This is a genomic window from Sulfitobacter dubius (genome assembly GCF_900113435.1).
Lineage (GTDB): Bacteria > Pseudomonadota > Alphaproteobacteria > Rhodobacterales > Rhodobacteraceae > Sulfitobacter > Sulfitobacter dubius.
In genome coordinates this window covers 727,411-752,373 of sequence record NZ_FOPG01000002.1, presented here as the reverse complement: position 1 = coordinate 752,373, position 24,963 = coordinate 727,411, and the positions used below count along the sequence as shown (strand labels likewise).

Sequence of the window (24,963 nt, the reverse complement as noted above, 5' to 3'; positions counted from 1 at the left end):
AGTAACTACCCCGGTCCGGAACCAAGCCACAGGCCATCGATCGCTAACGCTGCCGACCTACCTGCCGACAGATCAAGATCACCGGCAGCAACCCCATCGCAACGATCACAAGGCTCGGCACAGCCGCGCCGTTCAACCGCTCGTCACTCGCCAAGCGATACGCTTGAACCGCCAGCGTGTCATAGTTGAAGGGCCGCATGATTAGCGTTGCCGGCAATTCCTTCATCACGTCAACGAACACAATCAACAGCGCGGTCAGCAGGCTAGGCGCGAGAATCGGCAGATGTACCCGTCGCAGCGTGCCCAATGGCGTCTGACCCAACGACCGCGCAGCAGCGTCCATATTGGCATGAACCATCGCCTGCCCGCCCTCGTAAGCGCCCAAAGCAGCGGCAAGGAAACGCACCAGATACGCCAGCACCAACAGCCAGATTGACCCGGTGATCAGCAACCCGGTGGAAAAATCAAAGGTCGCCCGCATCCAAGCATCTAATGCATTATCAAACATCGCAAAGGGCACCAACAGCCCCACGGCGATCACCCCGCCCGGCACGGCGTAGCCCAGCCGCGCCACATATGCCGCGCCCTGAGAAACCCGGCCCGGCCGCAACCGTCGAAAGAACCCCACACTGATCGCCGCCAAGACCGTCAACAGCGCAGCGATACCCGCCAATGTCACAGAGTTGCGCATGAATCCAAGGTAGCGTGGACTAAAAAGGTTCTGTTCAGAATCCAACCCCATGGTGACAAGGATAACCACCGGCAGCACCGCCCCAAACAGCACCGGCACACCACACAAAACAAGTGCCGCCGCCGCCTGCCAACCCGTCAACTCCGAAGGTGGCGCCGATTGCGTGCGCCGGGCAGGATCATGGTACTGTGCCTTGCCGCGTTGCGCGCGCTCAAGCATCGCCAAAAGTAATGCAAAGCTCAGCAAGCATAGCGCCAACTGCGCGGCGGCGGCGCGGTCGAACATGGAAAACCAACTGGTGTAGATGCCCGTGGCAAAGGTCTGAACGCCGAAATAGGCAACCGTCCCGAAATCCGCAATCGTCTCCATCACCGCCAGCAACACGCCGCCCGCAATAGCGGGGCGGGCAAGGGGCAAGCTGACCTTGAAGAACGCGGACCACGCGCTTGATCCAAGCGCACGCGCGGCAAGAAAGGTCGTACCGCTTTGCTGGAGGAATGCCGCGCGGGCCAGCAGGTAAACATAGGGGTAAAGCACCAGCACCAGCATCGCGGCGGCCCCACCCAGCGAGCGGATTTCCGGAAACCAGTAGTCGCGCGGCCCCCAGCCCGTCACATCGCGCAGGGTCTCTTGAACAATGCCGGGATGATCCAGCACATGTGTATAGGCGTAGGCCAGCACGTAGGCCGGAAAGGCCAGCGGCAGCACCAGCGCGATTTCCAAAAACTTTGCGCCGGGAAAGCGTGTCATGGTAACCAACCACGCCGCGCCGACACCAATGGCAAAAGTGCCCGCCGACACCAACAGCACCAGTAACAGTGTCGTAATCGTATAGCGGCCCAGCACCGTCTGGATCAAATGCTGCACCGTTTCTGTCCCACCGCTAAGTGCTGCGATCAGCACCGCAAGCATCGGCAGCGCACAGAAAGCAGCCACAGTCAGGGCCACACCTGACAGGGCGCGCAGCCCGTCGCGGGCGCGGGGAGGTTTGGTCGCGTTCGTGGGAGCGGCGTTCAGCGTCATGCCCCTATTTCGACGATTTCACTAGGAAATGCCAGAGGGCGCAATGCGGCATCCTAGTCGTAGCTTCGCTGGTCCTCGATCACCAATCCATCACGCGGCAAGGAGCCGGGGGAGACCAATTCAACCTTGCCCTTAAGCTTGAGCAGATCGGCCACGGATTGCGCGTAGCGCGCTTCGTCCCCATTCGCGGTCTCAATCTGCACGGTCATCACATCCGCCTCGCCTTCGCGGCTGGCGATGACACGGGCTTTTTCAATCTCGGCGTGTTGGGCCACCAATGCTGCCACCTGTTCAGGGCGAACGAACATGCCTTTGATTTTCGTGGTTTGATCAGCGCGGCCCATCCAGCCTTTGATCCGCTTATTCGTACGTCCACAGGGGCTTTCGCCTTCGAGCACGGCACTCAGATCGCCAGTGGCGAAACGGATCAGCGGGTAATCAGGGTTGAGAGTCGTCACCACAACTTCGCCCACCTCTCCGGGCGCTACAGGGATGCCGGTTCCGGGGGTGACAATCTCGACGATGATTTGTTCGTCGACGATCAGCCCCTCCATCGCGGGACTTTCATAGGCGATATTGCCCAGATCAGCGGTGGCATAGGATTGCAGGCAGGTGATGCCGCGCTCCTCATAATAGGCGCGCAGGCTGGGAAACAACGCACCGCCGCCGACGGCTGCTTTGGTGATCTTTAGATCAACGCCCATCGCGTCGGCTTTCTCCAAAATCACCTTGAGGTAATCCGGCGTGCCCGCATAGGCGGTCGAACCCACATCACGGGCGGCGGTGACCTGAAGCTCGGTCTGGCCGGTTCCGGCAGGCAGCACAGTTGCCCCCACCGCCCGCGCACCGGATTCGAAGATCATGCCCGCGGGGGTCAAATGGTAACCAAAACAGTTATGCACGATGTCGCCCGCGCCGATGCCTGCGGCATGTAGGAAGCGTCCCATGCGCCACCAATCGGGATCATTGCTCGAAGGCTCATAAATCGGGCCGGGCGATTGAAAAACATGGCTGAACTCATAGACCGGCTTGGTGGTGAAACCGCCAAAAGGCGCCTGTCCCGCCTGCGCCTTGCCAAGCTCTGATTTGCGCAGCACCGGGAGATCGGCAAGGGCCTCGACAGAGGTGATTTGCGCCGCGTCCACCTCTTTCAGCGCATCACCATAACCTGAAAGCCCTTGCGCACGAGCAATCTGCTGCGGCAGCGCCTTGGCCAAATCAGCGGCGCGTTCAGTGGCGCTGCGGGTTTCCAGATCGTCGAAATGGGGCTTGGTCGGCATCCCTGTCACTTTCCTGCTACGGCATCACTGGAGAGGGCATAAGCCCGGCTCGGTTGCCTTTTTTGATTTCAGTCTCGGGCGCTTAGCTCAGCCAGCGCTTCCGGCGGCGGTAGCTGCGTACGTCGCGGAAGCTTTTGCGGCCTTCGTCGGACATGCCGAGGTAGAATTCCTTCACGTCTTGGTTCTCTCGCAGGTCTTTGGCGAGGCCATCCATCACAACGCGACCGGATTCAAGAATGTAGCCGTAATGCGCAAAGCGCAGCGCGACGTTGGTGTTTTGCTCCGCCAACAGGAAGGTCACGCCTTCTTTCTCGTTCACCGATTTAACGATCTCGAAAATCTGCTCAACCAATTGCGGGGCAAGGCCCATCGACGGCTCATCCAAAAGGATCGTCTCAGGGCGGGACATTAGCGCGCGGCCAATGGCGCACATCTGCTGCTCACCGCCCGAGGTATAGCCTGCCTGCGAACGGCGGCGCTCTTTCAGGCGGGGGAAATAATCATAGACCATCTCAAGATCACGCTGGATCGCGGCATTGCCGTCGGTGCGGGTATAGGCACCGGTTAGCAGGTTTTCTTCGATGGTGAGGTGCTCAAAGCAGTGCCGGCCTTCCATGACCTGCACGACACCCTTTTTCACGGTTTCGGCTGGATCTTGGTGTTGGATCGGGCCACCACGGTATTTGATTGAGCCTTTGGTGACCTCTCCACGTTCCGAAGCCAAAAGCCCCGAGATCGCCTTGAGCGTCGTGGTCTTGCCCGCGCCATTGCCCCCCAGCAGCGCAGTGATGCCGCCCTTGGGCACGTTCAGGCTCACGCCCTTAAGGACAAGGATGACGTGATTGTAGATCACCTCGATATTGTTGACCTCAAGCAGGTTTTCGACCGCGACGTCATTGGTATTTGCAGCATCCAGCATGGGAAAGACCTCTCTTGGGCTTGGAATGTCCCCCGGCCACCCAAACAGGGCAGCCGGGGGATATCGCGTTTAGCAGTTGCCTTCGATGGCGTTTTCAGTCGCGTAGGCCGATGCGTCCTCATCGATCAGCGGCTGGATCACGTCTTGATCCGACTGCATGAAGTCCGACACGAGGTTCCATTCCTTGGCTGTCGCATCCCACTGGGTCACAGCCACGAAACCTTCGCCGCCGTGGTTTTCGCAAGAGACCGAGAATTCAGGGCCGAAGTCCGGCAGGCCAAGGGCCGCCATCTTTTCTTCGGTGATCTCTAGCTGCTCCATCCCATCGCGCATTTGGCCGCTGCTGATATCTGTGACACCGTGGATTTCCTGCGCTGTGCGGGCAGCTTCGGCCACCAGCATCGCGGCATAGATGCCCCGGTTGTACAGCACCGAACCCACCTGATCGCCAGCACCGGCGGCTTTACCCGCATCGACAACGTGCGTTTTCAGATCGTCATAAAGCGGATAGTCAGAGCCCACATTGTGGAACGTCAGCGCCTTATAGCCATCGGCCTTGGCACCCGCCGCAAGAACGTCGTTTTCCGAGCCGGACCACCAGATGCCGATGAACTTGTCCATCGGGAAGCGGATGTTGGCAGCTTCCTGAACCGCAACTTGGTTCATCACGCCCCAACCATACATGATCACATAGTCAGGCTTGTCGCGGCGGATTTGAAGCCACTGCGACTTCTGCTCCTGACCGGGGTGATCGACCGGCACTTCCTTCAGCTCAAAACCGTGCTTTTCGCTCAGTTCTTGCAGCGTGCGGATCGGCTCTTTGCCGTAAGCGGAGTTGTGGTAGACCAGCGCGATTTTCTTGCCGCTCAGATCGCCGCCTTCTTGCTCCATGATGTGTTTCACCGCGACCGACGCGCCATCCCAGTAGTTTGCAGGGAAGTTGAAAACATGGCTAAAGGTGTTGCCGTCCTTGGCCGAGGTACGGCCCAAACCGGAGGTCAACATCGAGATGTCATCGGCGGTGACTTTGGGGATCAGCTGGTAGGTGATGCCGGTCGACAGTGGCTGATACACCAGCGCGCCTTCGCCCTTGGTCGACTCGTAGCATTCCACGCCCTTCTCGGTGTTGTAGGCGGTCTCGCACTCCGGCACGCGGATGGTTTCGCCACCGATGCCACCGTCACGTTCGTTCAAAAGGGTAAAGTAATCGGCATAGCCGTCAGCGAAGGGGATGCCCCCTGCGGCATATGGTCCGGTGCGGTAGCTTAGCGATGGAAAGACAAGGTCTGCCATCACGGGGCTTGCGGCCATCAGGCCTGCAACGGCCAGTGTTCCCAGTTTATATTTCATCGGTGTTTCCTCCCTTGGATTGTCCGACTTGGGTGTTTGGGCCGGGTTTCCTCCCTCCGGCCTCGCTTTTCATGGCCGCCCCTTAGTGCGGGAAGGGCCACAATCTCAGTTTTTCCTTGGCCACGCGCCACAGTTGCGCCAGCCCGTGGGGTTCTGCGATCAGGAAGATGATGATCAATCCGCCCACGATCACCAGCTGCAAATGCGCCACGATATCCGTGGGCCATCCGAGCCAGTCGACGCCGACGATCTTCAAAAGCACCGGCAACAGCACAAGGAATGCGGCCCCGGCAAAGCTGCCAAAGATGCTGCCCAAACCGCCGATGATAATCATAAAGAGCACCAAGAAGCTTTTCTGGATGCCAAAGGCTTCGCCGACTTCAACCGCGCCGAGGTAGATCGAAAAGAACAACGCGCCGGAGATTCCGATAAAGAAAGAGCTCACCGCAAAGGCCGTCAGCTTCGCCCGCAGCGGGTTCACCCCGATGATCTCGGCCGCGATGTCCATGTCGCGGATCGCCATCCATTTCCGGCCAACCGAGCCGCGCGTCAGATTGCGCGCCACCAGCGCCGAGAAGACGGTGAAGATCAGGCAGAACATATAGGTGGCCCAAGCTTCGGTATTCGGGCCGGTGATCAGGATGCCAAAGGTGTCGCGCTCGGGCGCGCTGATCTGGCCCGAGGCGGAGTAGTTGTAGAACCACGGCACCCGGTTGAACAGCCAGACAAGGAAGAACTGCGCCGCCAGCGTTGCCACGGCAAGGTAGAACCCCTTGATCCGCAGGCTCGGCAAGCCAAAGAGCGCCCCAACAGCAGCGGTAATCACACCGGCCAGCAGGATATGGATGAACATGCTCACATCCGGCATCGCCGTCATCAGCTTGTAGCAGGCATAGGCCCCCACCGCCATGAAACCGCCCGTGCCGAGGCTCACCTGCCCGCAGTAGCCCACGAGGATGTTCAAGCCAATCGCCGCAATGGCGTAGATCAAAAAGGGCAGGAACAGCGAGTTGACCCAGTAGTCATTGACCATGAAGGGAATGACAAAGATCGCGACAAAAAGCACCACATAGTAGCGGTAGCGGTCGAACTTGATCGGGAAGGTCTGCTGGTCTTCGGCGTATGTCGTGCTGAAATCGCCTGCTTCACGATAGAACATTAGACTGATTTCCCTTCTGCGATCTTTGTGTCGTTGGATGCACAGCGGCGCATCATGCCTGTATCAAACGCGCTCAATGATCTTCTCCCCAAACAGGCCCTGCGGGCGGAAGACGAGGAAGACGAGCGCCAGCATATAGGCGAACCAGTTCTCGGTCGCGCCACCAAGGAAGGGGGCACCGATCAGGAACTCGAATAATTTCTCGCCCACACCGATGATCAGCCCGCCGACAATCGCGCCGGGGATTGAGGTGAAACCGCCCAGCATCAGCACCGGCAGCGCCTTCAGCGCGATCAGCGACAGCGAGAACTGCACGCCCGATTTAGCGCCCCACATGATGCCCGCAACCAGCGCCACAAAACCCGCCAGCGACCAGACCAAGATCCAGATGAAGTTCAGCGAAACACCGACCGACAACGCGGCCTGATGGTCATCCGCCACAGCCCGCATGGCGCGGCCCTGTTTGGTGTATTGTGCGAACATCACTAGCCCGATCACAAGGATCGCCGCGACGATGGAGGCCACGATATCGAGGTTGTCGATAAAGAAGCCGTAGCCAGTGGCCTCAAAGGTGAATTCATCGATCCAGACGTTGATGCCCTGCGGGAGACCGACGTCGAGTGTCTTGATCTCGGACCCCCACATCAGGTCGCCGACACCTTCGAGGAAATAGGCCAGACCGATGGTGGCCATAAAGAGGATGATCGGCTCTTGTCCCACAAGGTAACGGAACACGAAACGCTGCACGCAATAGGCCAGCACGATCATCACCACCATGGTCAGCACGATGGCGAGGAAGGCAGGCACATGCCAGCCGAAGTGGTGGACCTCTGTCCCGAGGATCGCGTTGATCAGATGGCTGAAGGGCACCTGCCCCTCCATGATCCCGACCAGCGTCAGCGCGGCAAAGAGCGCCATGACGCCCTGCGCGTAGTTGAAAATGCCCGAAGCCTTGTAGATCAGCACGAAGCCAAGGGCGACGAGCGCATAGAGCACCCCGGCCATCAGCCCGTTCATGAAGACTTCGATTGTAAACGCCAGTTGCTCAGGCATCATTGGCCCTCCCCAAAGTCAGAACGGCTGTGTCATTGCGGGTGATCGTGCGGCGCTCAGTCATGGGCCACCCCCAGATAGGCGTCGATCACCTCTTGATTGTTGCGCACGTCATGCGGCGAGCCGTCACCGATCTTGCGGCCGTAATCCATCACGACCACGCGGTCGCTCAGGTCCATGACCACGCCCATGTCATGCTCAATCAGCGCGATGGTGGTGCCGAATTCGTCGTTCACATCGAGGATGAAGCGGGACATGTCCTCTTTTTCCTCGACGTTCATGCCCGCCATCGGCTCATCGAGCAGCAGGATCGTCGGCTCAGCCGCCAAGGCGCGGGCCAGTTCAACACGCTTTTTCAGACCGTAAGGCAGACGCGCGACCGGGGTTTTGCGGATCGCCTGAATCTCCAGAAAGTCGATGACCTTCTCAGCAATCTCGCGGTTCTCCACTTCTTCGCGCTCGGCCTTGCCCTTCCAAAGCGACTGCGCCAGCAACCCCGATTTCATCTGGGTCAAACGGCCTGTCATCACGTTGTCGAGCACCGACATGCCTTCAAACAGCGCGATGTTCTGAAAGGTCCGGGCAATGCCCTGCTGCGCTACCTGATAGGGTTTCATCGGCGGACGCTGAGCGCCTTTGTACCAAACCTCACCCTCCTGCGGGACGTAGAAGCCACTGATTACATTGAGCATCGAGGACTTGCCCGCCCCGTTCGGCCCGATGATCGCGCGGATTTCGCCCTCGCGGATGTCGAAGGAAATGTCCTTGATCGCCTCCACGCCGCCAAAGCGCAGGGTGATGTTTTTCATCTCCATCACCGTCGGGCCGATTGTGCGGCCGTCCTCGGTGACATAGCTGTCAGCCTGATCTTTCACGCTGTCCCTTTCCATAGTTCCCGCCTGCCCGGCGCTGGCCTGAGCCGCGCTCATTCCGCTGCCATCTTGTGGCTGGTCGGCTGCACCGCGGCGTCGCGAATTTCGAGCGTCGCCTTGATCGAGCCCTTGCGGCCGTCCTCGTAGGTCACTTCCGTCTCGGTGCTGACCTGTTTGGAGCCGTCATAAAGCGCGGTGATGATATCGGCGTATTTCTCTTCGATGATCTTGCGGCGCACTTTGCGGGTGCGTGTGAGTTCACCATCGTCGGCGTCCAACTCTTTGTGCAACACGACAAAGCGGTGTACCTGACAGCCCGAAAGCATCTCATCCTCGGCGACCGAACGGTTCACCTCCTCCACATGGCTTTGAATCGTGTCCATCACCTGCGGATGCCGCGCGAGTTCTTGGTAAGAGGCATAGCCGATGTTGTTACGCTCCGCCCAGTTGCCCACCGCCGTGAGGTCGATGTTGATGAAGGCGGTGCATTCGTTGCGCTGGTTGCCGAAAACCACGGCCTCAAGGATGTTGGGGAAGAACTTGAGCTTGTTCTCCACATATTTCGGCGCAAAGAGCCGCCCGTCGGCCATCTGGCCCACGTCCTTGGCGCGATCGATGATGCGCAGGTGGCCCGAGCCTTCCTCGATAAAGCCCGCGTCGCCCGTGGCGACCCAGCCTTCGGCATCTTTGGTGTCTGCGGTGCTTTCGGGGTTCTTGTAGTATTCCACAAAAACACCCGGCGAGCGGTAGAAGACCTCGCCATTGTCGGCGATCTTCAACTCCACGCCCGGGCAGGTCACGCCCACGGTATCGCTGCGCACCTCGCCATCGGGCTGGGCGGTGATGAACACCGTCGCCTCGGTCTGGCCGTAGAGTTGTTTGAGGTTGATGCCAAGCGAGCGGTAGAAATCGAAAATCTCCGGGCCGATCGCCTCACCGGCGGTATAGCCGACGCGCACGCGGCTGAACCCGAGCGTGTTCTTCAGCGGGCCATAGATCATCAACTCGCCCAGCGCATATTTCGCACGGTCCATGAACGACACCTTTTTGCCGTCCAGAACCGCGGGGCCAACCTTGCGGGCATGGGCCATGAAAGTGTCGAAGAGCCATTTCTTGAATCGGCTCGCGTCTTCCATACGGATCATGACAGAGGTCAGCTGCGTCTCGAACACCCGGGGCGGAGCGAAGTAATAGGTCGGCCCGATCTCGCGCAGGTCGACATGCATCGTGTCGGCGTTTTCGGGGCAGTTGGTGCAGAACCCGGTCCAAAGCGCTTGGCCAACGGAGAAGATGAAATCCCCAACCCATGCCATCGGCAGATAGGCGAGGATCTCATCATTGCGTTTGAGGTTGTCGAACTCCGACGACGACTTCGCCGTTTCGATCACGTTGCGGTTGCTCAACACCACGCCCTTGGGCTTGCCTGTGGTGCCCGAGGTGTAAAGCATCACGCCGGTCGAGTCGTAATTCAGCTTGGCCTGACGCGCCTCCAACTCTGCGATGTGCTTCTCGCGGTTGGCGCGGCCCAATTCCTGCACTGCGCTGTATTGGTCAAGCTTGGAGTGGTCATATTTGCGCAATCCGCGCGGGTCGAGGTAGATCATCCGCTCAAAGTCGGGCAGCTGCGCCTGGACTTCGATGATCTTGTCGACCTGCTCCTGATCGCCAACCACGGCGATACGCGCGCCGCAGTGGCCCATGACATAGGCCATCTCTTCGGCGTTCGCGTCTTGGTACAGCGGCACGGGGATGGCGCCAGCCATCTGCGCCGCCATCATCGCCCAATAGAGGTATGGTCGGTTACGCCCGATAACAGCGACGAAATCGCCCTCATCCAATCCCAGTTCCAAAAATCCGAGCGCCAGCGCCTCGACCTCGTCGCGGGTCTGCGACCAGGTCCAGCTTTGCCAGATCCCGTATTCCTTCTCCCGGTAAGCGGGGGCGTTTGCGAATTCACTTGCGTTGCGGTGCAACAGCGCCGGCACGGACTGAGGTCCGTCGGCACGCGTCAGCGGCTTAGCCAAATTGTCTTCCTCCCATGCCCGCCCTCCCCGGCGGGTTCGATCGCTTGTGCGATTCTATGATCTCACAAGTGACGTTGTCTTAGGTGTGGAGGTCAACTTTTTCCTGATCTTTTCCGAATCCTAACGAATTGTTACAGCGCGATTTAGCACTCTTCGCGGCTAGTCGATGCCGTTGGCACGCTGCACCTCGCGCACATAGGTCACGATGGATTTAACCTCGGCCTGGGTGATCCCTTCCACCGGGGGCATATTGCCGAAAGACCAGTGATGCTGGCGCACGCCATTGGTTGCCGCGACCAGAAAAGCGCCATCGCCGTGGTGGCTGGGTTCATAGATTTTATGGACCAGCGGCGGGCCTGCGCCTTCGCGCCCGGCGGCGTTGACCCCGTGACAGGCCGAGCATTTCGCCTCAAATGCACGCGCGCCGATCTGCGCCTGCTCGCTCAGGCTGTCCGGCAAGGTGACGGCTGCCATCGTCGCGCCGCTTGCTGTGGGGGCCGGGGCCTCTTCGGCACGCCACCACATATATCCGCCAATCGCAACCACTGCAGCCACCGCCACCATTCCAAAGTTCTTGTCCATGCTCTGCCTTTCGGGTTTCATTTGCCGCGCTTCTCCGGGCCTCCAGCGCAAGAAGGTCAAGCGCCATTTGGCCTTTCCTCTGCGCGGTGCTGGCCCTACCGTCGACGGATGCCAATGCAGATCACCGATGACCAAACCAAAGCCCTAACCCAAGCCGGTCTGAACCTGATCGCTCAGGCGCTGACGATCTATGACAGCGACCTGCGCCTTGCGGTCTGCAACGGGCCGTTTCAATCCATGTTCGATCTGCCCGATGAACTGGTCACCCCCGGCGCGCCCTTTGAGGATACGATCCGCCATCTCGCCGGAACCGGCGAATATGGTGAGGTCACGGATGTCGATGCCTTCGTGGCCGAGCGTGTCGAACAGGCGCAGGCTTTTGTGCCGCATTACATGGAACGCACCCGCGCGAACGGGCGCACCATCAGCGTCGAAGGCTCCCCGCTGCCGCAGGGCGGCTGGGTCACCGTCTATACCGATATCACCAACACCAAACGGCAAGAGGCGCTGTTGCGCGCGCGGTCCGATGCGCTGAGCGATCAACTGCTCTCCCATGCCGAACAGCTCGCCGCCAGCAACCGCAAACTCGAAGCGACGATTACGGCGCTGGAAGAAGCCAAGCGCCAGGTCACTGAAAGCGAAGCCCGCACCCGCCTGACAACCGAGATGATGCCCGCCCATATCGCCCATGTCGACGAGAATGGCCGCTATATCTATTCCAACCGCCGCCTCAGCAGTGTGATGCCGGGGCGGCCCAGCAATATTTACGGTCTGCACATCAGCGACGCGCTCGGGGCCTCCGCCTATGGGCGGATCAAGCCCGCGCTGACCCAAGCCTACGCGGGCAGCCCGGCGGTGATCGAGTTCACCCATGACGAATCCGCCCGCCGCATCCGGGGGGCCTTTACCCCCGACAGGCGCGGCGGGGTCTATATCCTGTCGATGGACATCACCGAAGAGACCCAGACCCGCGTCGCCCTGCAACAGACACTGAAACGCGAGTTGGCCTCTCGCATGATCTCTGGGCTGGCGCATGACTTTTCGAACCTTTTGACCATCATTCTGGGGATGCAGTCGAAACTCGCCCGGCTGCCCGACATGCCGGCGCAAGCGGGCGAATTGGTCGAAGGGACCTTGGCCGCGGCCCGGCGGGGCGGCACGCTGCTCAGCTCCATCGCTGATGTGACCGAACCCCGCGCCCTGCGCCCTGCGGCCACCGATATCGCCGACCTCTTGAACGAGCTTTCGACCCTCGCCGCCCCCACTCTGCCGCCGAAATGCGCGCTGGTGGTGCGCAATGACGCGCCAGAGGGGTCTGTCCTGCTCGACAAAGGCCGCGTGCAGGATGCGCTTTTGAACCTCATCCTTAACGCCCGCGACGCCTGCGGTGCGCGTGGCACCATCACCCTGACTCAGCGGCTGGTGCATGACACTTGGGTCGAATGGGTGATCCACGACACCGGGCCGGGCTTTTCGCCCTCTGCGCTGGAGCGTGGGGTCGAGCCCTTCTTCACCACAAAGGGCAGCGAGGGGTCGGGGCTGGGTCTGTCGATGGTCTACGACATGACCAAATCCGCAGGCGGTGACCTGCGGCTGAGCAATGCGCCCGAGGGCGGCGCGCAGATCAGCCTGCGTCTGCCCTACCGCGCCGCCGTGCCGGCCACGACGGGTCTGGTGCTGCTGGTCGAAGACACGAGTGATATCCGCGCCGTGGTGCGCGACATGTTGATGGATCAGGGCCATTCGGTGATCGAAGCCACCAGCGCCGATGAGGCCACAGCCCTGATCGCCGATCTGCCCGACATCGCTCTTGTCCTCTCTGACATCCAACTCAGCGGCGAAGGCACCGGCATCGACCTTGCCCGGCGCGTCGGCAGCAGCCTGCCGCTGTTGCTGATGACCTCTCTGCCCGCCGATCACCCGCTGTTTGTCGAGGCGCAAACCCTTGCGCCGGTGCTGCGCAAACCCTTTGAAAAAGACGATCTGCAAGCGTTGATCGCCCCATTGAAAGCCACCGCCCCATGAGCCGTGATACCGCCCCGCGCCCACTGGTCACCATTCTGGATGACGAACCCGAGATCCGGCAGATGCTGTCGGACACGTTGCAGGAAGCCGGCTTCGACACGCTCAGCTTTGGTCGCGCGCGGGCTTTTGAAGCCGCACTGGCCACCCATACCCCCGATGTCTGCCTTGTCGATCTCAGCCTGCCCGACACCGACGGTTTGACGCTGGTACACAGGCTGGCGCTGGAACAAGGCGCGATCGTGATCATCATCTCGGGCCGTGCGCAGGTGCAGGACCGGGTGACTGGGCTGGAACTGGGGGCTGATGACTACATCATCAAACCCTTCGATCCGGCGGAAGTGGTCGCCCGCATCCGCGCCCGCCTGCGCAGCGCCAAGCCCACCCCACAGGCTGGCACCACCGCGCGCTTCAACGGCTGGACCGCGCATTTCGACCGCTATGTCTTGCAGGATGCGACAGGCACCGAGGTGACATTTTCTCACGCCGAGGGCGAAGTACTGCGGCTGTTCCTAGACGCGCCGAAACGGCTGATCAGCCGCGCGCAGATGCAAGAAAGCCTCGGCGGCGTGGCTTCCGAGAGTTTTGACCGCGCGATGGACGTGCGCATCTCGCGGTTGCGCACGAAGCTTGGCGAAGACCCGAAGAACCCGCAGTTGATCAAGACGATCTATGGCGCGGGCTATATCTTCCTTGGCGATGTGGATTGGGACTGACGGCGCTCAAAGCACCGCGACGGCTCGGCCCAGCACCTCGACCGCCGCGACCAGATCGTCTTCGGCTGTGTCCTCTTCGAAAGCATGGCTGATCCCGTTGATCGACGGCGCGAACAACATCGCGACCGGCATCAGCCGCGCCACATTGGTCGCGTCATGCAAAGCGCCCGAGGGCATCTTGCGCCACTTGCCCGGCGCCACCGTTTCCGCTGCCTCGGCCAGTGCATCGCGCAACCGCGCGTCCATGGCCACCGGCTCCAGCCCCAGCATCGGGCCAAAGGACAACTCCATCCCACGTGTCTGCGCGACCTCTTCGGCAGTTTCGCGGATGATCTTCTCCATCCGTGCCAGACGGTCGCTGTCGCCGTCCCGCCACTGCATGGAAAACACCGCCTTGCCCGGCACGATGGACGAGGCATTGGGATGCAGGCTGACATGGCCAATCGTCCAGACGGTGCTCGGCGTCACCACGTTGCGCAGCCGGTCATTAAGCAGGCTGTTGAAGCCAGATACCGCTTGAAAGGCATCCTTTCGCACAGCCATCGGTGTAGTGCCCGCGTGGTTTTGCTGGCCTTCAAAGGTCACCTTCATATCGCGAATGCCGACGATATCGGTGACGACACCGATCTGCTCGCCACTGTCATCCAGCGTCGGACCCTGTTCGATGTGTAGCTCAATATAGCCAGTGAACTGCGCGGGATCGACCGGGCCGGTCACCATGCCCGTCATCGCGCGGCGCGCCTCGGCCAAGCTGACCCCGGCGTCATCCTTGAAGCCATCGGCCTTGGCCTGATCCAAAGCGCCGGACCAGACGGTCGAACCGGTGGTCACGCCAAAGCGCCCCTCTTCGTCCTGAAAGGACACGACCGAGACCGCAGGCCCTCCGGCCTCACCCGCTGCGCGGGCAACTTCAAGCGCGGCGATCACGCCCAAGGCCCCGTCGAGCCAGCCACCTTCGGGCTGGCTGTCGGAATGCGACCCCAGCAGGATCGACGGCCCTTCGGCCAAGCCAAAGAGGTTGCCCATAGCGTCGACCTCGACCTTCAGCCCCGCATCGCGCATCCGCCCGGCAAGCCATTCCCGCGCCTCAACATCGGCGGCGGAATAGGCCGGACGCACCACGCCCTTGCCCACACCCGCAGCGCCGATGGCGCGCAGATCGTGCAGGTCTTTCAAGAAACGGGCGGCATCAATCTTCATTCTTCCAAACTTTCCTTACTCGGCGGCGACGGCCCCTTTCGCCGCCTCCACCCTGACGGCAGAGAACTTAAACTCCGGGATCTTGCCATAGGGGTCAACCGCTGGATTTGTCAGGATATTCGCCGCCGCTTCGACATAGGCGAAGGGCAGGAAGACCATGTCGGGCGCCACCGCGCGATCCTCGCGGGCCATGATCTCGATACTGCCGCGTTTGGTCGACAGCCGCACATGCTCCCCCGGAGTCACACCAAGGCGGCGCAGGGTCGAGGGGTGGAGCGAGCAATTCGCCTCCGGCTCCAGCCTGTCGAGCACCTTGGACCGCCGCGTCATCGAGCCGGTATGCCAATGTTCCAACTGCCGCCCGGTGGTCAGTATCATCGGGTAGGCGTCGTCCGGCGCGTCATCCGGCGCTACGATCGCGGCGGGGGTGAATTTGGCGCGGCCTTCGGGCCGGGGGAAACCCTCGCTAAAGACAATCGCCTGCCCCGGATCGCTCTCGCTGAGCGACGGGTAGGTCACAGCATTCTCACGTGCCAAACGGTCCCATGTGATGTTGTCAAAGGACTTCATGTTCAGCTTCATCTCGGCAAAGACATCCGCCGGGCTTTCGTAGGACCAGCCAAGGCCCAGCCGCTTCGCTAGTTCGACCTCGATCCACCAATCCTCGCGCGCCTCCCCCGGGGGCGTCACCGCCGGGCGGCCCATCTGGACCTGCCGGTTGGTGTTAGTCACCGTGCCAGTCTTCTCGGCAAAGGCGCTGGCGGGGAGGATCACATCGGCATAATTCGCCGTTTCGGTCAGGAAAATGTCCTGCACCACCAGATGATCAAGCTTGGCAAGGGCCGCGCGGGCGTGGTCGACATCCGGGTCCGACATCGCCGGGTTCTCGCCCAGCACATACATCGCCTTGATCTCGCCGTCGTGCACCGCGTTCATGATCTCAGTCACCGTCAGCCCCTTCTCGGCGCTAAAATCATCTGAGCCCCAAACCTCGGTGAAAGCCGAGCGCACGCCGTCGTCGCCGACTGGCTGGTAGTCGGGCAGGAACATCGGAATGAGGCCAGCGTCCGAGGCGCCTTGCACGTTGTTCTGCCCGCGCAAGGGGTGCAGACCGGTGCCGGGGCGGCCGACATGGCCGGTCATCAGTGCCAGCGAAATTAGGCAGCGCGAATTGTCGGTGCCGTGGATGTGCTGGCTGACCCCCATGCCCCAGAAGATCATCCCCGCCTTGGCCCCGGCAAAGGTCCGCGCCACGTCGCGCAGCACCTCGGCCTCGATGCCGCAGACGGCGGCCATGGCCTCGGGCGGGAAGTCCTTCAGATGCGCTTTCTCGGCCTCCCAATTCTCGGTATAGGTCGCGATATATTGCTCGTCGTAGAGCCCCTCCTCCACGATCACATGCATGATCGCGTTGAGCATCGCCACGTCGGTGCCGGGACGGAATTGCAGCATATGGCTGGAGAAACGGCGGAGCCCCACACCGCGCGGGTCCATCACGATCAGCTTGCCGCCACGTTTGGTGAACTGTTTGAAATAGGTCGCGGCAACGGGGTGGTTCTCAACCGGGTTGGCGCCGATGACGATGGCCACGTCGGCGTTCTCGATCTCGTTGAAGGTCGCGGTGACGGCGCCTGAGCCGACGTTCTCCATCAGCGCCGCCACGGATGAGGCATGGCAGAGCCGCGTGCAGTGATCGACGTTGTTATGGCCAAAGCCCTGTCGGATCAGCTTCTGGAACAGATAGGCTTCCTCATTGGTGCATTTAGCGCTGCCGAAGCCCGCCACCTCGCGCCCGCGCCCCTTGAGGCCCTGTGCTGCGAAATCCAGCGCCTCGTCCCAAGTGGCCTCGCGGAACACCTCACCCCAATTGCCCGGATCGACGTTCAGCCCCTTGGCGGGCGCGTCGTCGCGGCGGATCAGTGGTTTGGTCAGGCGGTGGTCGTGGTGGATATAGTCAAAGCCAAAGCGCCCCTTGACGCAGAGCCGTCCTTCGTTCGCCGGGCCGTTGATCCCTTCGACATATTTGACCTTGTTGTCCTTCACCTTGAGCGAAATCTGACAGCCCACGCCGCAGAAGGGGCAGACGCTGGCGACCTCATCGTCGTAATCCGCCGAGTCGCCCACCTGCGCCGCGTCCACCACCGTGGCGGGCATCAGCGCGCCCGTCGGGCAAGCCTGCACACATTCGCCGCAGGCAACGCAGGTCGAGGCACCCATTGGATCGTCGATGTCGAAGACCGGATAGGCATCATGGCCGCGTCCCGCCATGCCGATCACGTCATTGACCTGCACCTCGCGGCAGGCGCGGACGCAGAGGTTGCACTGGATGCAAGCATCAAGGTTTACACGCATTGCCACATGGCTGTCGTCCAAAAGCGGTATCCGGTCCCGCTCCAGTTTGGGGAAACGGCTGCTCTCCACCCCGCTCAGGGCCGCCATGTCGCGCATGTGACTCGACTTGTCATGCGCCACGTCCTGCGCGGGTTGATCGGCCAGCAACAGCTCCATAACCATCTTGCGCGCATTCTCGGCCCGGGCATTGTTGGTGGTCACCACCATCCCCTCGGCAGGCTCGCGGATGCAGGAGGCCGCCAGCACACGCTCGCCTTCAATCTCGACCATACAGGCGCGGCAGTTGCCATCGGGGCGGTAGCCGGGGGCGGGTTTGTGGCACAGATGGGGGATTTTCAAACCCCGACCGTTGGCCACTTCCCAAATGGTCATGCCGGTCTCGGCCTCGACGGTCTGACCATCCAGCGTGAATGTGATCCTCTCGGCCATGGCTGCCCCTCCCCTTGGCTATTGCCCAAACTATAGGCAAAATCCGGCGTTTGTCAGGGGCCAATCCCGACACCCCGTCACGGATAAACGCCGCGGCGGCGCATTGCGGCGCGGTGCATTGTATGGCCCGGCAAGCTACCCTATCACTTGGGCGAACAGTGAAAGCCTTTTGATGTCCCACATTACCCTGATCCGCCACGGCCAAGCCAATTCCACCGCCAAGGACGAGTTGAGCTATGACCAACTCAGCCCGCTTGGCCATGAGCAAGCCGCGTGGCTGGGCGAGCATTTGCGTCACAGCGAAAGCCACCACACGCGGCTCTATACCGGCACCCTGACCCGCCATATCGAAACCGCCGAGGCGATGAAGACCGGGCTGGAACCCATCCGTGACGCCCGGTTGAATGAGCTGGAATATTTCACCCTCGCCAATCTGATGGAGCAACAGCACAAGGTGCCCTTCCCCCGCGCGGGTGAGTTCGTGCACCACCTGCCGCAGGTCTTCGACTATTGGAAAGCGGGCAAGCTTGCCGACACGCCCGAAACCTACGAGCACTTTGAAACCCGCGTGCAATCGGCGCTGGCCGAGATTGCCGAGGGCGAAGGCCCGGCGCTGGTGGTGACCTCGGGCGGGCTGATCTCTCTGGCGATGGCGCAGGCGATGGGCGTCGGGATCCCGGCGATGGCGCGGCTGGCGCTGGCGATCATGCATACTTCGATGCACCGGCTCTTTCCCATCGGCGGGCATTGGTCGCCCGTGCTGTTCAATGCCGTGCCGCATCTTGACCGTCCCGACCGCCGCCTTGCACAAACGCATATGTAACCCCTCGCCCGCGAAAGGCTGACCCATGTTGAAACTTCACTACGCCCCCGGCACGATCTCGGTCGCCGTCGCCATCGCCCTTGAAGAAGCGGGGCTGGACTATGAACCGGTGAAGGTCGATTTCGCCAGCGCCGAACAGACCGCCGCGCCCTATCTGGCGCTGAACCCCAAGGGCCGGGTGCCGACCCTCGTGACCGAAGCGGGCAGCGCCCTGACCGAGACTGGCGCGCTGTTGGACTATGTCGCCGCCCGCGCGCCCGAGGCGGGGCTGGTCCCGGCTGACCCTGAACTCGCGGCCCATATGCGCGGAGTGATGTACTACCTCGCCTCGACCATGCATGTGGCCCACGCCCATAAGATGCGCGGCCACCGCTGGGCCGATCAGCAATCCAGTTTTGACGATATGAAAGCCAAGGTGCCGCAGACCATGGCCGATTGCGCGGCCTATATCGAAAACCACGCCTTCCGGGGCGACTTCGTTGCGGGCGATGCCCTGTCGCTGGCCGATCCCTATCTCTTTGTCGTCTCGGGATGGCTGGCCGGTGACGGGGTCGACCGCGCGGCTTACCCACGGCTTGATGCCTTCGCCGCCCGCATGGAAGACCGTGCCAGCGTCAAGGCCGTGCGCGCGAAGGGAATCTTGGCATGACCCATCTGTGGCTGCGCGCCGAACAGCGCGACAATGAGACCCGCACCGGCCTGACGCCCGAAGGGGCGGCCGCGCTGATCGCGACAGGCATGAAAGTGAGCGTCGAAGACAGCGACAGCCGCGTGATCCCCACCGCCGCCTATGCGCAGGCGGGCTGCGAGATCGTCCCCGCGCATAGCTGGCCCGACGCCCCGCGCGATGCGGTGATCTTTGGCCTGAAGGAGCTGCCCGAAGACGGGACGCTCCTGCCCCATACTCACATCATGTTCGGCCACGCCTACAAAGGCCAATCCTCGGGCCGCAAACTGTTGGAGCGGTTCAAGGCGGGTGGCGGCACGTTGCTGGATTTGGAGTATTTGACCGATGACAATGGCCGCCGCGTTGCCGCCTTTGGCTATTGGGCGGGCTTTGCGGGGGCAGCCGTCTCGGTCAAATGCCGCATCGCACAGCTGCGCGGAGAGACCTGCGGCCCGGTTGCGCCCTACCCCGACGCCGATGCCTTGAAATCGGCGTTGGCCGAAGAACTCGCTCAGGTTGACGGAAGCAGCGACCGTGCGCTGGTGATCGGCGCATTGGGCCGCGTGGGGCGCGGGGCGAGCGATCTTTGCGAGGCTTTGGGCATCCCCGTCACCGGCTGGGATATGGCCGAAACCGCCCATGGCGGGCCGTTCCCCGAAATCCTCGACCACGCCTATTTCTTCAACTGCATCCTCGCAGGGCCAGACACTCCCGCCTTCGTCCGCCCCGATGCTCCTAAAGCAAAGCGTGCCCTGCGGGTGATCGGCGACATCGCCTGCGACCCGGACAGCGCCTTTAACCCGGTGCAGGTCTATGACCGCGCGACGACTTGGGAGACGCCCGCCCTGCGTGTGCACGACGCCCCGCCGCTGGATGTCATGGCCATCGACAATCTGCCCTCAATGCTGCCGCGTGAAAGCTCTGAGGATTTTGCAGGCCAGTTGCTACCGACCTTGCGGGCCTTGCCAGAGGCAGGAAATCCCGTCTGGCAAGGCCCGCGTGATCTCTTTGGCAAGCATGTCGCCGAAGTCTGAGATCAGGAGAAGAACCGGTAATACAGCCAGTCCGGCAGGAACCGCCCCAAACGGAACAGCAGCGAAAACCCGTAGGGAAAATCCAGTTTGAAACTGTCGCCGTTCATATGCTCATAGACCCGCCGCGCGGCGTCTTCCGGCGCCATCAAAAAGGGCATTTTGAAATCGTTCTTGTCGGTCAACTGGGTCTTGATGAAACCGGGGTTGATGACCTGAACCTGCACGCCTGTCTTGCGCAGATCGGCGTGCATACATTCCGCCAAAGACATTGTCGCCGCCTTGGAGGCCGTATAGCCAATTGAGCCGGGCAGCCCGCGATAGGCGGTCAGGCTGGAGGTAATGACTATATGCCCCTCATCTCGGGCAACCATCTGCGGCACGACCTGCCCCAGCACGCGCAACAGGCCGGTAAAGTTCACATCCGCCATGGTCACGGCGTGACCCGCTTGCCAATCCTTCGCACCGAAGGGCCAATAGGCTCCGGCCAGATAGACCAGCCCATCAATCGGACCGATCTCCTGCGCAGCGGCGGCGACATCGGCCTCATCGGTCACATCCAAGACCCGCACCCGCGCCCGCCCCGGCAGGGCTTTGGCCAATTCGGTCAGCTTGTCCTCTGACCGGGCGGAGAGGATCACCTCCGCCCCGGTGCGGCTGAGTTGATGGGCCAGCGCCGCGCCAAGTCCGTCGCTCGCGCCCACCAGCCAATAGGTCTTGCCTTGCCAGTCCTTCATCGTTCCTCCGCCGGTCGCAGCGTGGCGACCAATTCTGCTACTTTGATCCCGAATTTTCGAAACTGGCTGCGGTTCACGATAGTGCCGTCGGGGGTCAGATACATCCAATCGACCGTTTTCAGCACATGGCTGCCAAGCTCTTCGGGCAGACGGATACGGTAGCGTAGCAGCAATGTCGGCCCGGACTGGATCCCCTGTCCCTCACCGATCACATCCGGCGCGGTGCTGGTGAAATTACCGTTCTTGCCCAGCGTCACGGTCCATTCCCGTTCCTGCCGCGAACCATCATTGTAACGGAAAGACTCGGCCACGGTCGCCACGTTCCCTTCCCAGGACACGTCAAAATTCGCAGTAAAACTGCTGGTGACACGGCCCAGGGGGCCAAAGATCACGCCCTCGCAGATCATTTTGTCCCGCAGATGCAAGCGCAGGTCGAATACAGGGAAGGAATCGACATAGTCGCTAGGCGATTGCCCGTGAAACTCTCCCAAACGGCGGCGCAAAAAGGTGAGCAATAGACCAAGGGCAAGCCCGACAGCGATAAAGATCAGCGGCTCTGTCACGGTTTCTCCACGTCATTGGTACTGGCAAGCAGAGCGATCGCCAGCAATTTCAAAGCGCAAGGTACACCAGCATAGAACCAGATCAACAGGGAGATGGATGTGTCGGAACTGTCTCCCACACTGGTCTGTAATCCTGCGCGTTCTAAAGCTGGAAGTAGGGCCACAGCCGCGAAAGCCAAGGTCAATTTAGATACGAAAGACCAAAGACCGAAACCTTCGGCGGCGGAGGGGGCGATCTGCGCCATACGGGTGGCGAACATGGCGGGCAAAAGCGTCAGATCCGCGCCTAAAACCGCGCCAGAGGCCAGACATACAAACGCAAAAAGCACCACGTCCCCCGGACCCAACAGCAGCGCGCCCCCAAAGGCAACAATGCCTACGATCATCGCAAACAACAAAACCTGCCGCGCGCCAAAGCGTTCGGCCAGCATTCCCCAAATCGGGGCCGCCGCCGCAGCAGCAAGAAAGAAGAGCAGCAAAAGCGGCCCTTCCCACCCCGGCGCGTCGAGCGCCAACTCAACGTAGAACAGAAACAGGGTCGAGGTAACGGCCACTGGCGCGGCATTGACCAGCGCGATCAGCAGCAACCGCCGCGCCTGCTGGTCCCGCAAAACGATGCCAAATCCGCTGGCCATGGGCAGCCCCGCCGCGCGCCATTCGCCGCGCATCGCAGTGATTGCCCAGAGGGCCAAGATGGCAAAGCCCACTGCAAAACCGGCAAAGGGCCGATCAAGGGCCAAGCCCAGCAGCAATGGGGCCACGGATGCCACGCAAACGCCCAACAGTGCCCCGGTCTCACGCCAACGCGCCAGCGCCAGATGCCCCGCACCGGGGAGCATGTCCGCCTTTGCGACCCCCTGCGCGTAAAAGCAAATGGTCAGGAAGCTGAAAGAGGAGAATACCAAGGTCAGCATCAGCGCGAACCATAGCACCGGAGCCACAGGGGCCGGCACCGCGAAAAGCCCCAGCATCGCCAGCGCCATCACCGCCCCTGCCCCCGCCACCGCCGCTGCCCGCTGGGCACGAAGCCTTTGAGCTAACCATCCGAGTGCGGGGTCTTGCACGATATCGAGCAGCCGCAGCGCAAACAGGACAGAGCCGAGAGCAGTCAGCGAAACGCCGTATTCATCGACATAGAATTTCGGTGCGTGGATGTAGATCGGCAGCCCCGCTGCTGCGAGCAGCGCTGCGAAAAGCGCATAGGCGGGCAGTCGCGCCGCGCCCCCCTTCATCTTCCACCCGCGCCATGGGCGCTGTCGCGCGAGACTTCGATCTCGGGCGCCTCAGGCCGACCGCGAAATCCGGCGCGCTTCAGCCAGAGTTTCAGCGCCTGCCAATGGATCAAGGCCAGCACCCGCCGCGCACCGAAGGGTCGGCGCAGCAGCGACCAGAGGATGCGGCCGTTCGTCAGCGGCGCACGTGGGCCTGTCAGTGTTGCGATCAACCCATTCTCACCATCCGTGAAATCGATCCAGATGCCGATCCGCTCAGGGGTAATATCAAACCGAAACACATAACCGCCCGCGACATCCTGAAAGGGTGAAACATGCATGAGCTTGGCGGCCGTGAGCCGATCCTCAGGCAGAATAGGCCGCAGGTCAGGGTGATGGCAAAGATAAGAATGCCGGTCGCCATAGGTATTGGTGACCTCGGCAATCACCGCAATCAGCGCATTGTCCGCCCTGCGGCAAAGCCAGAAGCTGACGGGATTAAAGACATGACCCAGCACACGCGGCTGCGCCAAAAGCTCTATCCGCGCCACGCCAGAGATGTCATGTGCCGCCAACACATCGCGCACCCAAGCAGCCCCGCGCCCCTGTCCCGGCGCGCCGCCATGGTCGCTGTCTTGCAGGCTGGTCAGCCCCGTACCATTGCGGGCGAACAGCGCGGGCGTGGCCAACACCTCGGTCTCCGCATCGCAAAGCACATAGTCCACCGAATAGCGAAAACGGTTCTCCACCGCGCCCTTGCGGCCATGAAAGGTCTGACCGCTGATATGATCGACGCCCGCCGTCACTCCGCCGCCAATGGCGCCGCCCGCGCGGTCTGCATCCGCTCGACCACATCCACCGCACTGGCCAGCCCGTCTTCGTGAAAGCCGTGCCGCATCCAAGCGCCGCAGAACCACGTATTCTGGCTGCCGTTAAACGCACGCACCTCCTCCTGCGCGGCTAATGCGGCAAGGTCATAAACCGGGTGGCGCAGGGTGACTTGATCGTAAATCAGCTCTTCGCGGATCGTGCGTTTGGTGTTGAGCGTCACGAAATGCGGATCATCCTGCGGGATCGGTTGCAGCGAGTTCATCCAATAGGTCAGGTCGATCCGGTCAGACTTCTGCTCCCGATCCTCAGTATAGACCCAAGATGCCCATGTGGAGCGGCGCTTGGGCATGATGCTGGTGTCTGCATGCAACACAATGTCATTAGGCTGGTAGCGGATCGCGCCGAGCGCACGCTGCTCAGCCTCGGTCGGGTCGGAAAGCATCGCCAACGTGTCATCGGAATGGGTGGCAAAGATCACTTCGTCAAACGCCTCCCACTCACCGCCCCAAACACGGACCTCGACGCCCTGCGCCGTACGGCGCACCGCCTGCACGGGACTGTCGGTGCGCAGGTCGGCACCCTTGGCTCGTAGGGCACTCTCCAGCCGATCGACATACTGCCGCGAGCCGCCTTTGACCGTGTACCACTGATGCTGGCCGGAATAGTTCAACAGCGCGTGGTTCTCGAAAAAGTTGACCATGGCATGAGCGGGGAAGTCCATGATCTTCTCGGTCGGAGTGGACCAGATCGCGCCCGACAACGGCGAGAGGTAGAAGTCGCGGAAATAGCGCCCGGTGCCAAGCCGGTCGAGAAACTCAGCAATGGTCATCGACGGATCGCGCGAGACAGCCAGAGCGTTTTTGTTGAAATGTACGATATCGCGCAGCATCCGCAGGAAGGGCGGACTGAACATATTGCGCTTCTGGGCAAAGACGGCGTTCAAATTGGTCAGGGCATATTCCAGCCGCCCACCGTCAATCGACGCGCCAAAGCTCATGTTCGACGGCACAACCGGCACGTCCAATTCGGCAAACAGCGCCGCAAGATGCGGATAGTTGGCATAATTGAACACGATAAACCCGGTATCAACCGGCTGATCACCATTCTTGCCCGCGATCACCGTCCGCGCATGGCCGCCGATCTTGGCCCCTGCCTCATAGAGGGTGACGCGGTCCGCAGGCGCCAGCATATGCGCCGCCCCCATGCCGGAAATCCCACCGCCGATCACGGCGACACGCCGACCAAGCGGCTGTTGGGGGAGGGTACTGTCGTTCAGAGCTTCAAAAGGCATAGGGGTCCTGCTTTGGTCCGGAACTTTGGATATGGGGCACCCACGGGTAAAGGGGTGTTAAAGTTGCAGCGCCCGATAGATTTTCTTGGAAGAATTCACGCAGTTCCGCGATCGCGTGCAAAGCCCCTTGGAGAGCG

At 61.5% G+C, this 24,963-nt stretch carries 21 protein-coding genes; 5 read left to right on the top strand and 16 right to left on the bottom strand.

Annotated elements, in window-relative coordinates; translation table 11 throughout:
• Positions 1-43: 43 nt before the first annotated feature.
• The 9 genes from BM229_RS12370 to BM229_RS12330 form a co-directional block, all read right to left on the bottom strand.
• Positions 44-1,714 (bottom strand): ABC transporter permease, encoded by a 1,671-nt coding sequence (locus BM229_RS12370; protein ID WP_093927919.1) that lies wholly within the window; start codon positions 1,712-1,714, stop codon positions 44-46.
• Positions 1,715-1,767: 53 nt separating this feature from the next.
• The gene (locus BM229_RS12365) at positions 1,768-2,994 is read right to left on the bottom strand and encodes a phenylacetate--CoA ligase family protein (protein WP_093927918.1); all 1,227 of its coding nucleotides are present in this window, start codon (positions 2,992-2,994) and stop codon (positions 1,768-1,770) included.
• 82 nt (positions 2,995-3,076) lie between these two features.
• Complete coding sequence (locus tag BM229_RS12360; protein ID WP_093927917.1) at positions 3,077-3,913, bottom strand: ABC transporter ATP-binding protein; 837 nt, start codon at positions 3,911-3,913, stop codon at positions 3,077-3,079.
• A 69-nt stretch (positions 3,914-3,982) separates the two neighbouring features.
• Positions 3,983-5,263 (bottom strand): ABC transporter substrate-binding protein, encoded by a 1,281-nt coding sequence (locus tag BM229_RS12355; RefSeq protein ID WP_093927916.1) that lies wholly within the window; start codon positions 5,261-5,263, stop codon positions 3,983-3,985.
• Positions 5,264-5,345: 82 nt separating this feature from the next.
• Positions 5,346-6,422, bottom strand: coding sequence for a branched-chain amino acid ABC transporter permease (locus BM229_RS12350; RefSeq protein WP_093927915.1), 1,077 nt, complete (start codon positions 6,420-6,422; stop codon positions 5,346-5,348).
• A 63-nt stretch (positions 6,423-6,485) separates the two neighbouring features.
• Entirely contained in the window at positions 6,486-7,475 is a 990-nt protein-coding gene (locus tag BM229_RS12345; protein ID WP_093927986.1) for a branched-chain amino acid ABC transporter permease, read from the bottom strand.
• Between the two features lie 56 nt (positions 7,476-7,531).
• Positions 7,532-8,350, bottom strand: a complete 819-nt coding sequence (locus tag BM229_RS12340; RefSeq protein ID WP_093927985.1) for an ABC transporter ATP-binding protein — start codon at positions 8,348-8,350, stop codon at positions 7,532-7,534.
• A 50-nt stretch (positions 8,351-8,400) separates the two neighbouring features.
• Complete coding sequence (locus BM229_RS12335; protein ID WP_093927914.1) at positions 8,401-10,371, bottom strand: AMP-binding protein; 1,971 nt, start codon at positions 10,369-10,371, stop codon at positions 8,401-8,403.
• Positions 10,372-10,530: 159 nt separating this feature from the next.
• Positions 10,531-10,953 carry a c-type cytochrome gene (locus BM229_RS12330; RefSeq protein ID WP_093927913.1) on the bottom strand — a complete coding sequence of 141 codons (423 nt, stop codon included), beginning with the start codon at positions 10,951-10,953 and terminating at the stop codon, positions 10,531-10,533.
• Positions 10,954-11,067: 114 nt separating this feature from the next.
• On the opposite strand from BM229_RS12330, the gene BM229_RS12325 reads away from it, so the two are divergent.
• Complete coding sequence (locus tag BM229_RS12325) at positions 11,068-12,978, top strand: PAS-domain containing protein (RefSeq protein WP_093927912.1); 1,911 nt, start codon at positions 11,068-11,070, stop codon at positions 12,976-12,978.
• The gene (locus BM229_RS12320; protein ID WP_093927911.1) at positions 12,975-13,691 is read left to right on the top strand and encodes a response regulator transcription factor; all 717 of its coding nucleotides are present in this window, start codon (positions 12,975-12,977) and stop codon (positions 13,689-13,691) included. Before BM229_RS12325 ends, BM229_RS12320 begins: the two co-directional genes overlap by 4 nt.
• A 6-nt stretch (positions 13,692-13,697) precedes the next feature.
• On the opposite strand, the gene BM229_RS12315 is transcribed toward BM229_RS12320, so the two are convergent.
• Together BM229_RS12315 and fdhF are read right to left on the bottom strand one after the other, a co-directional pair.
• Complete coding sequence (locus tag BM229_RS12315) at positions 13,698-14,891, bottom strand: hydantoinase/carbamoylase family amidase (RefSeq protein WP_093927910.1); 1,194 nt, start codon at positions 14,889-14,891, stop codon at positions 13,698-13,700.
• A gap of 15 nt (positions 14,892-14,906) precedes the next feature.
• Positions 14,907-17,672 carry a formate dehydrogenase subunit alpha gene (gene fdhF, locus BM229_RS12310; RefSeq protein ID WP_093927909.1) on the bottom strand — a complete coding sequence of 922 codons (2,766 nt, stop codon included), beginning with the start codon at positions 17,670-17,672 and terminating at the stop codon, positions 14,907-14,909.
• A gap of 172 nt (positions 17,673-17,844) precedes the next feature.
• On the opposite strand from fdhF, the gene BM229_RS12305 reads away from it, so the two are divergent.
• The 3 genes from BM229_RS12305 to BM229_RS12295 are packed head-to-tail and all read left to right on the top strand — an operon-like array spanning position 17,845 to position 20,196.
• On the top strand, positions 17,845-18,495 hold the full coding sequence (locus tag BM229_RS12305; protein ID WP_093927908.1) for a histidine phosphatase family protein: 651 nt from the start codon (positions 17,845-17,847) through the stop codon (positions 18,493-18,495).
• A gap of 25 nt (positions 18,496-18,520) precedes the next feature.
• Positions 18,521-19,144 carry a glutathione S-transferase family protein gene (locus BM229_RS12300; RefSeq protein WP_093927907.1) on the top strand — a complete coding sequence of 208 codons (624 nt, stop codon included), beginning with the start codon at positions 18,521-18,523 and terminating at the stop codon, positions 19,142-19,144.
• Complete coding sequence (locus tag BM229_RS12295; RefSeq protein ID WP_093927906.1) at positions 19,141-20,196, top strand: saccharopine dehydrogenase; 1,056 nt, start codon at positions 19,141-19,143, stop codon at positions 20,194-20,196. Before BM229_RS12300 ends, BM229_RS12295 begins: the two co-directional genes overlap by 4 nt.
• A 2-nt stretch (positions 20,197-20,198) precedes the next feature.
• Here the strand turns inward: BM229_RS12295 and BM229_RS12290 are convergent, their stop codons facing one another.
• The 5 genes from BM229_RS12290 to BM229_RS12270 are packed head-to-tail and all read right to left on the bottom strand — an operon-like array spanning position 20,199 to position 24,826.
• Positions 20,199-20,930 carry an SDR family NAD(P)-dependent oxidoreductase gene (locus tag BM229_RS12290; RefSeq protein ID WP_093927905.1) on the bottom strand — a complete coding sequence of 244 codons (732 nt, stop codon included), beginning with the start codon at positions 20,928-20,930 and terminating at the stop codon, positions 20,199-20,201.
• Positions 20,927-21,493, bottom strand: a complete 567-nt coding sequence (locus BM229_RS12285) for a DUF3833 family protein (protein WP_208604072.1) — start codon at positions 21,491-21,493, stop codon at positions 20,927-20,929. Before BM229_RS12285 ends, BM229_RS12290 begins: the two co-directional genes overlap by 4 nt.
• Positions 21,490-22,725 carry an MFS transporter gene (locus tag BM229_RS12280; protein ID WP_093927904.1) on the bottom strand — a complete coding sequence of 412 codons (1,236 nt, stop codon included), beginning with the start codon at positions 22,723-22,725 and terminating at the stop codon, positions 21,490-21,492. Before BM229_RS12280 ends, BM229_RS12285 begins: the two co-directional genes overlap by 4 nt.
• Positions 22,722-23,510, bottom strand: a complete 789-nt coding sequence (locus BM229_RS12275) for a DUF1365 domain-containing protein (RefSeq protein WP_093927903.1) — start codon at positions 23,508-23,510, stop codon at positions 22,722-22,724. Before BM229_RS12275 ends, BM229_RS12280 begins: the two co-directional genes overlap by 4 nt.
• Positions 23,507-24,826 (bottom strand): NAD(P)/FAD-dependent oxidoreductase, encoded by a 1,320-nt coding sequence (locus BM229_RS12270; protein ID WP_093927902.1) that lies wholly within the window; start codon positions 24,824-24,826, stop codon positions 23,507-23,509. Before BM229_RS12270 ends, BM229_RS12275 begins: the two co-directional genes overlap by 4 nt.
• Positions 24,827-24,963 lie beyond the last annotated feature (137 nt).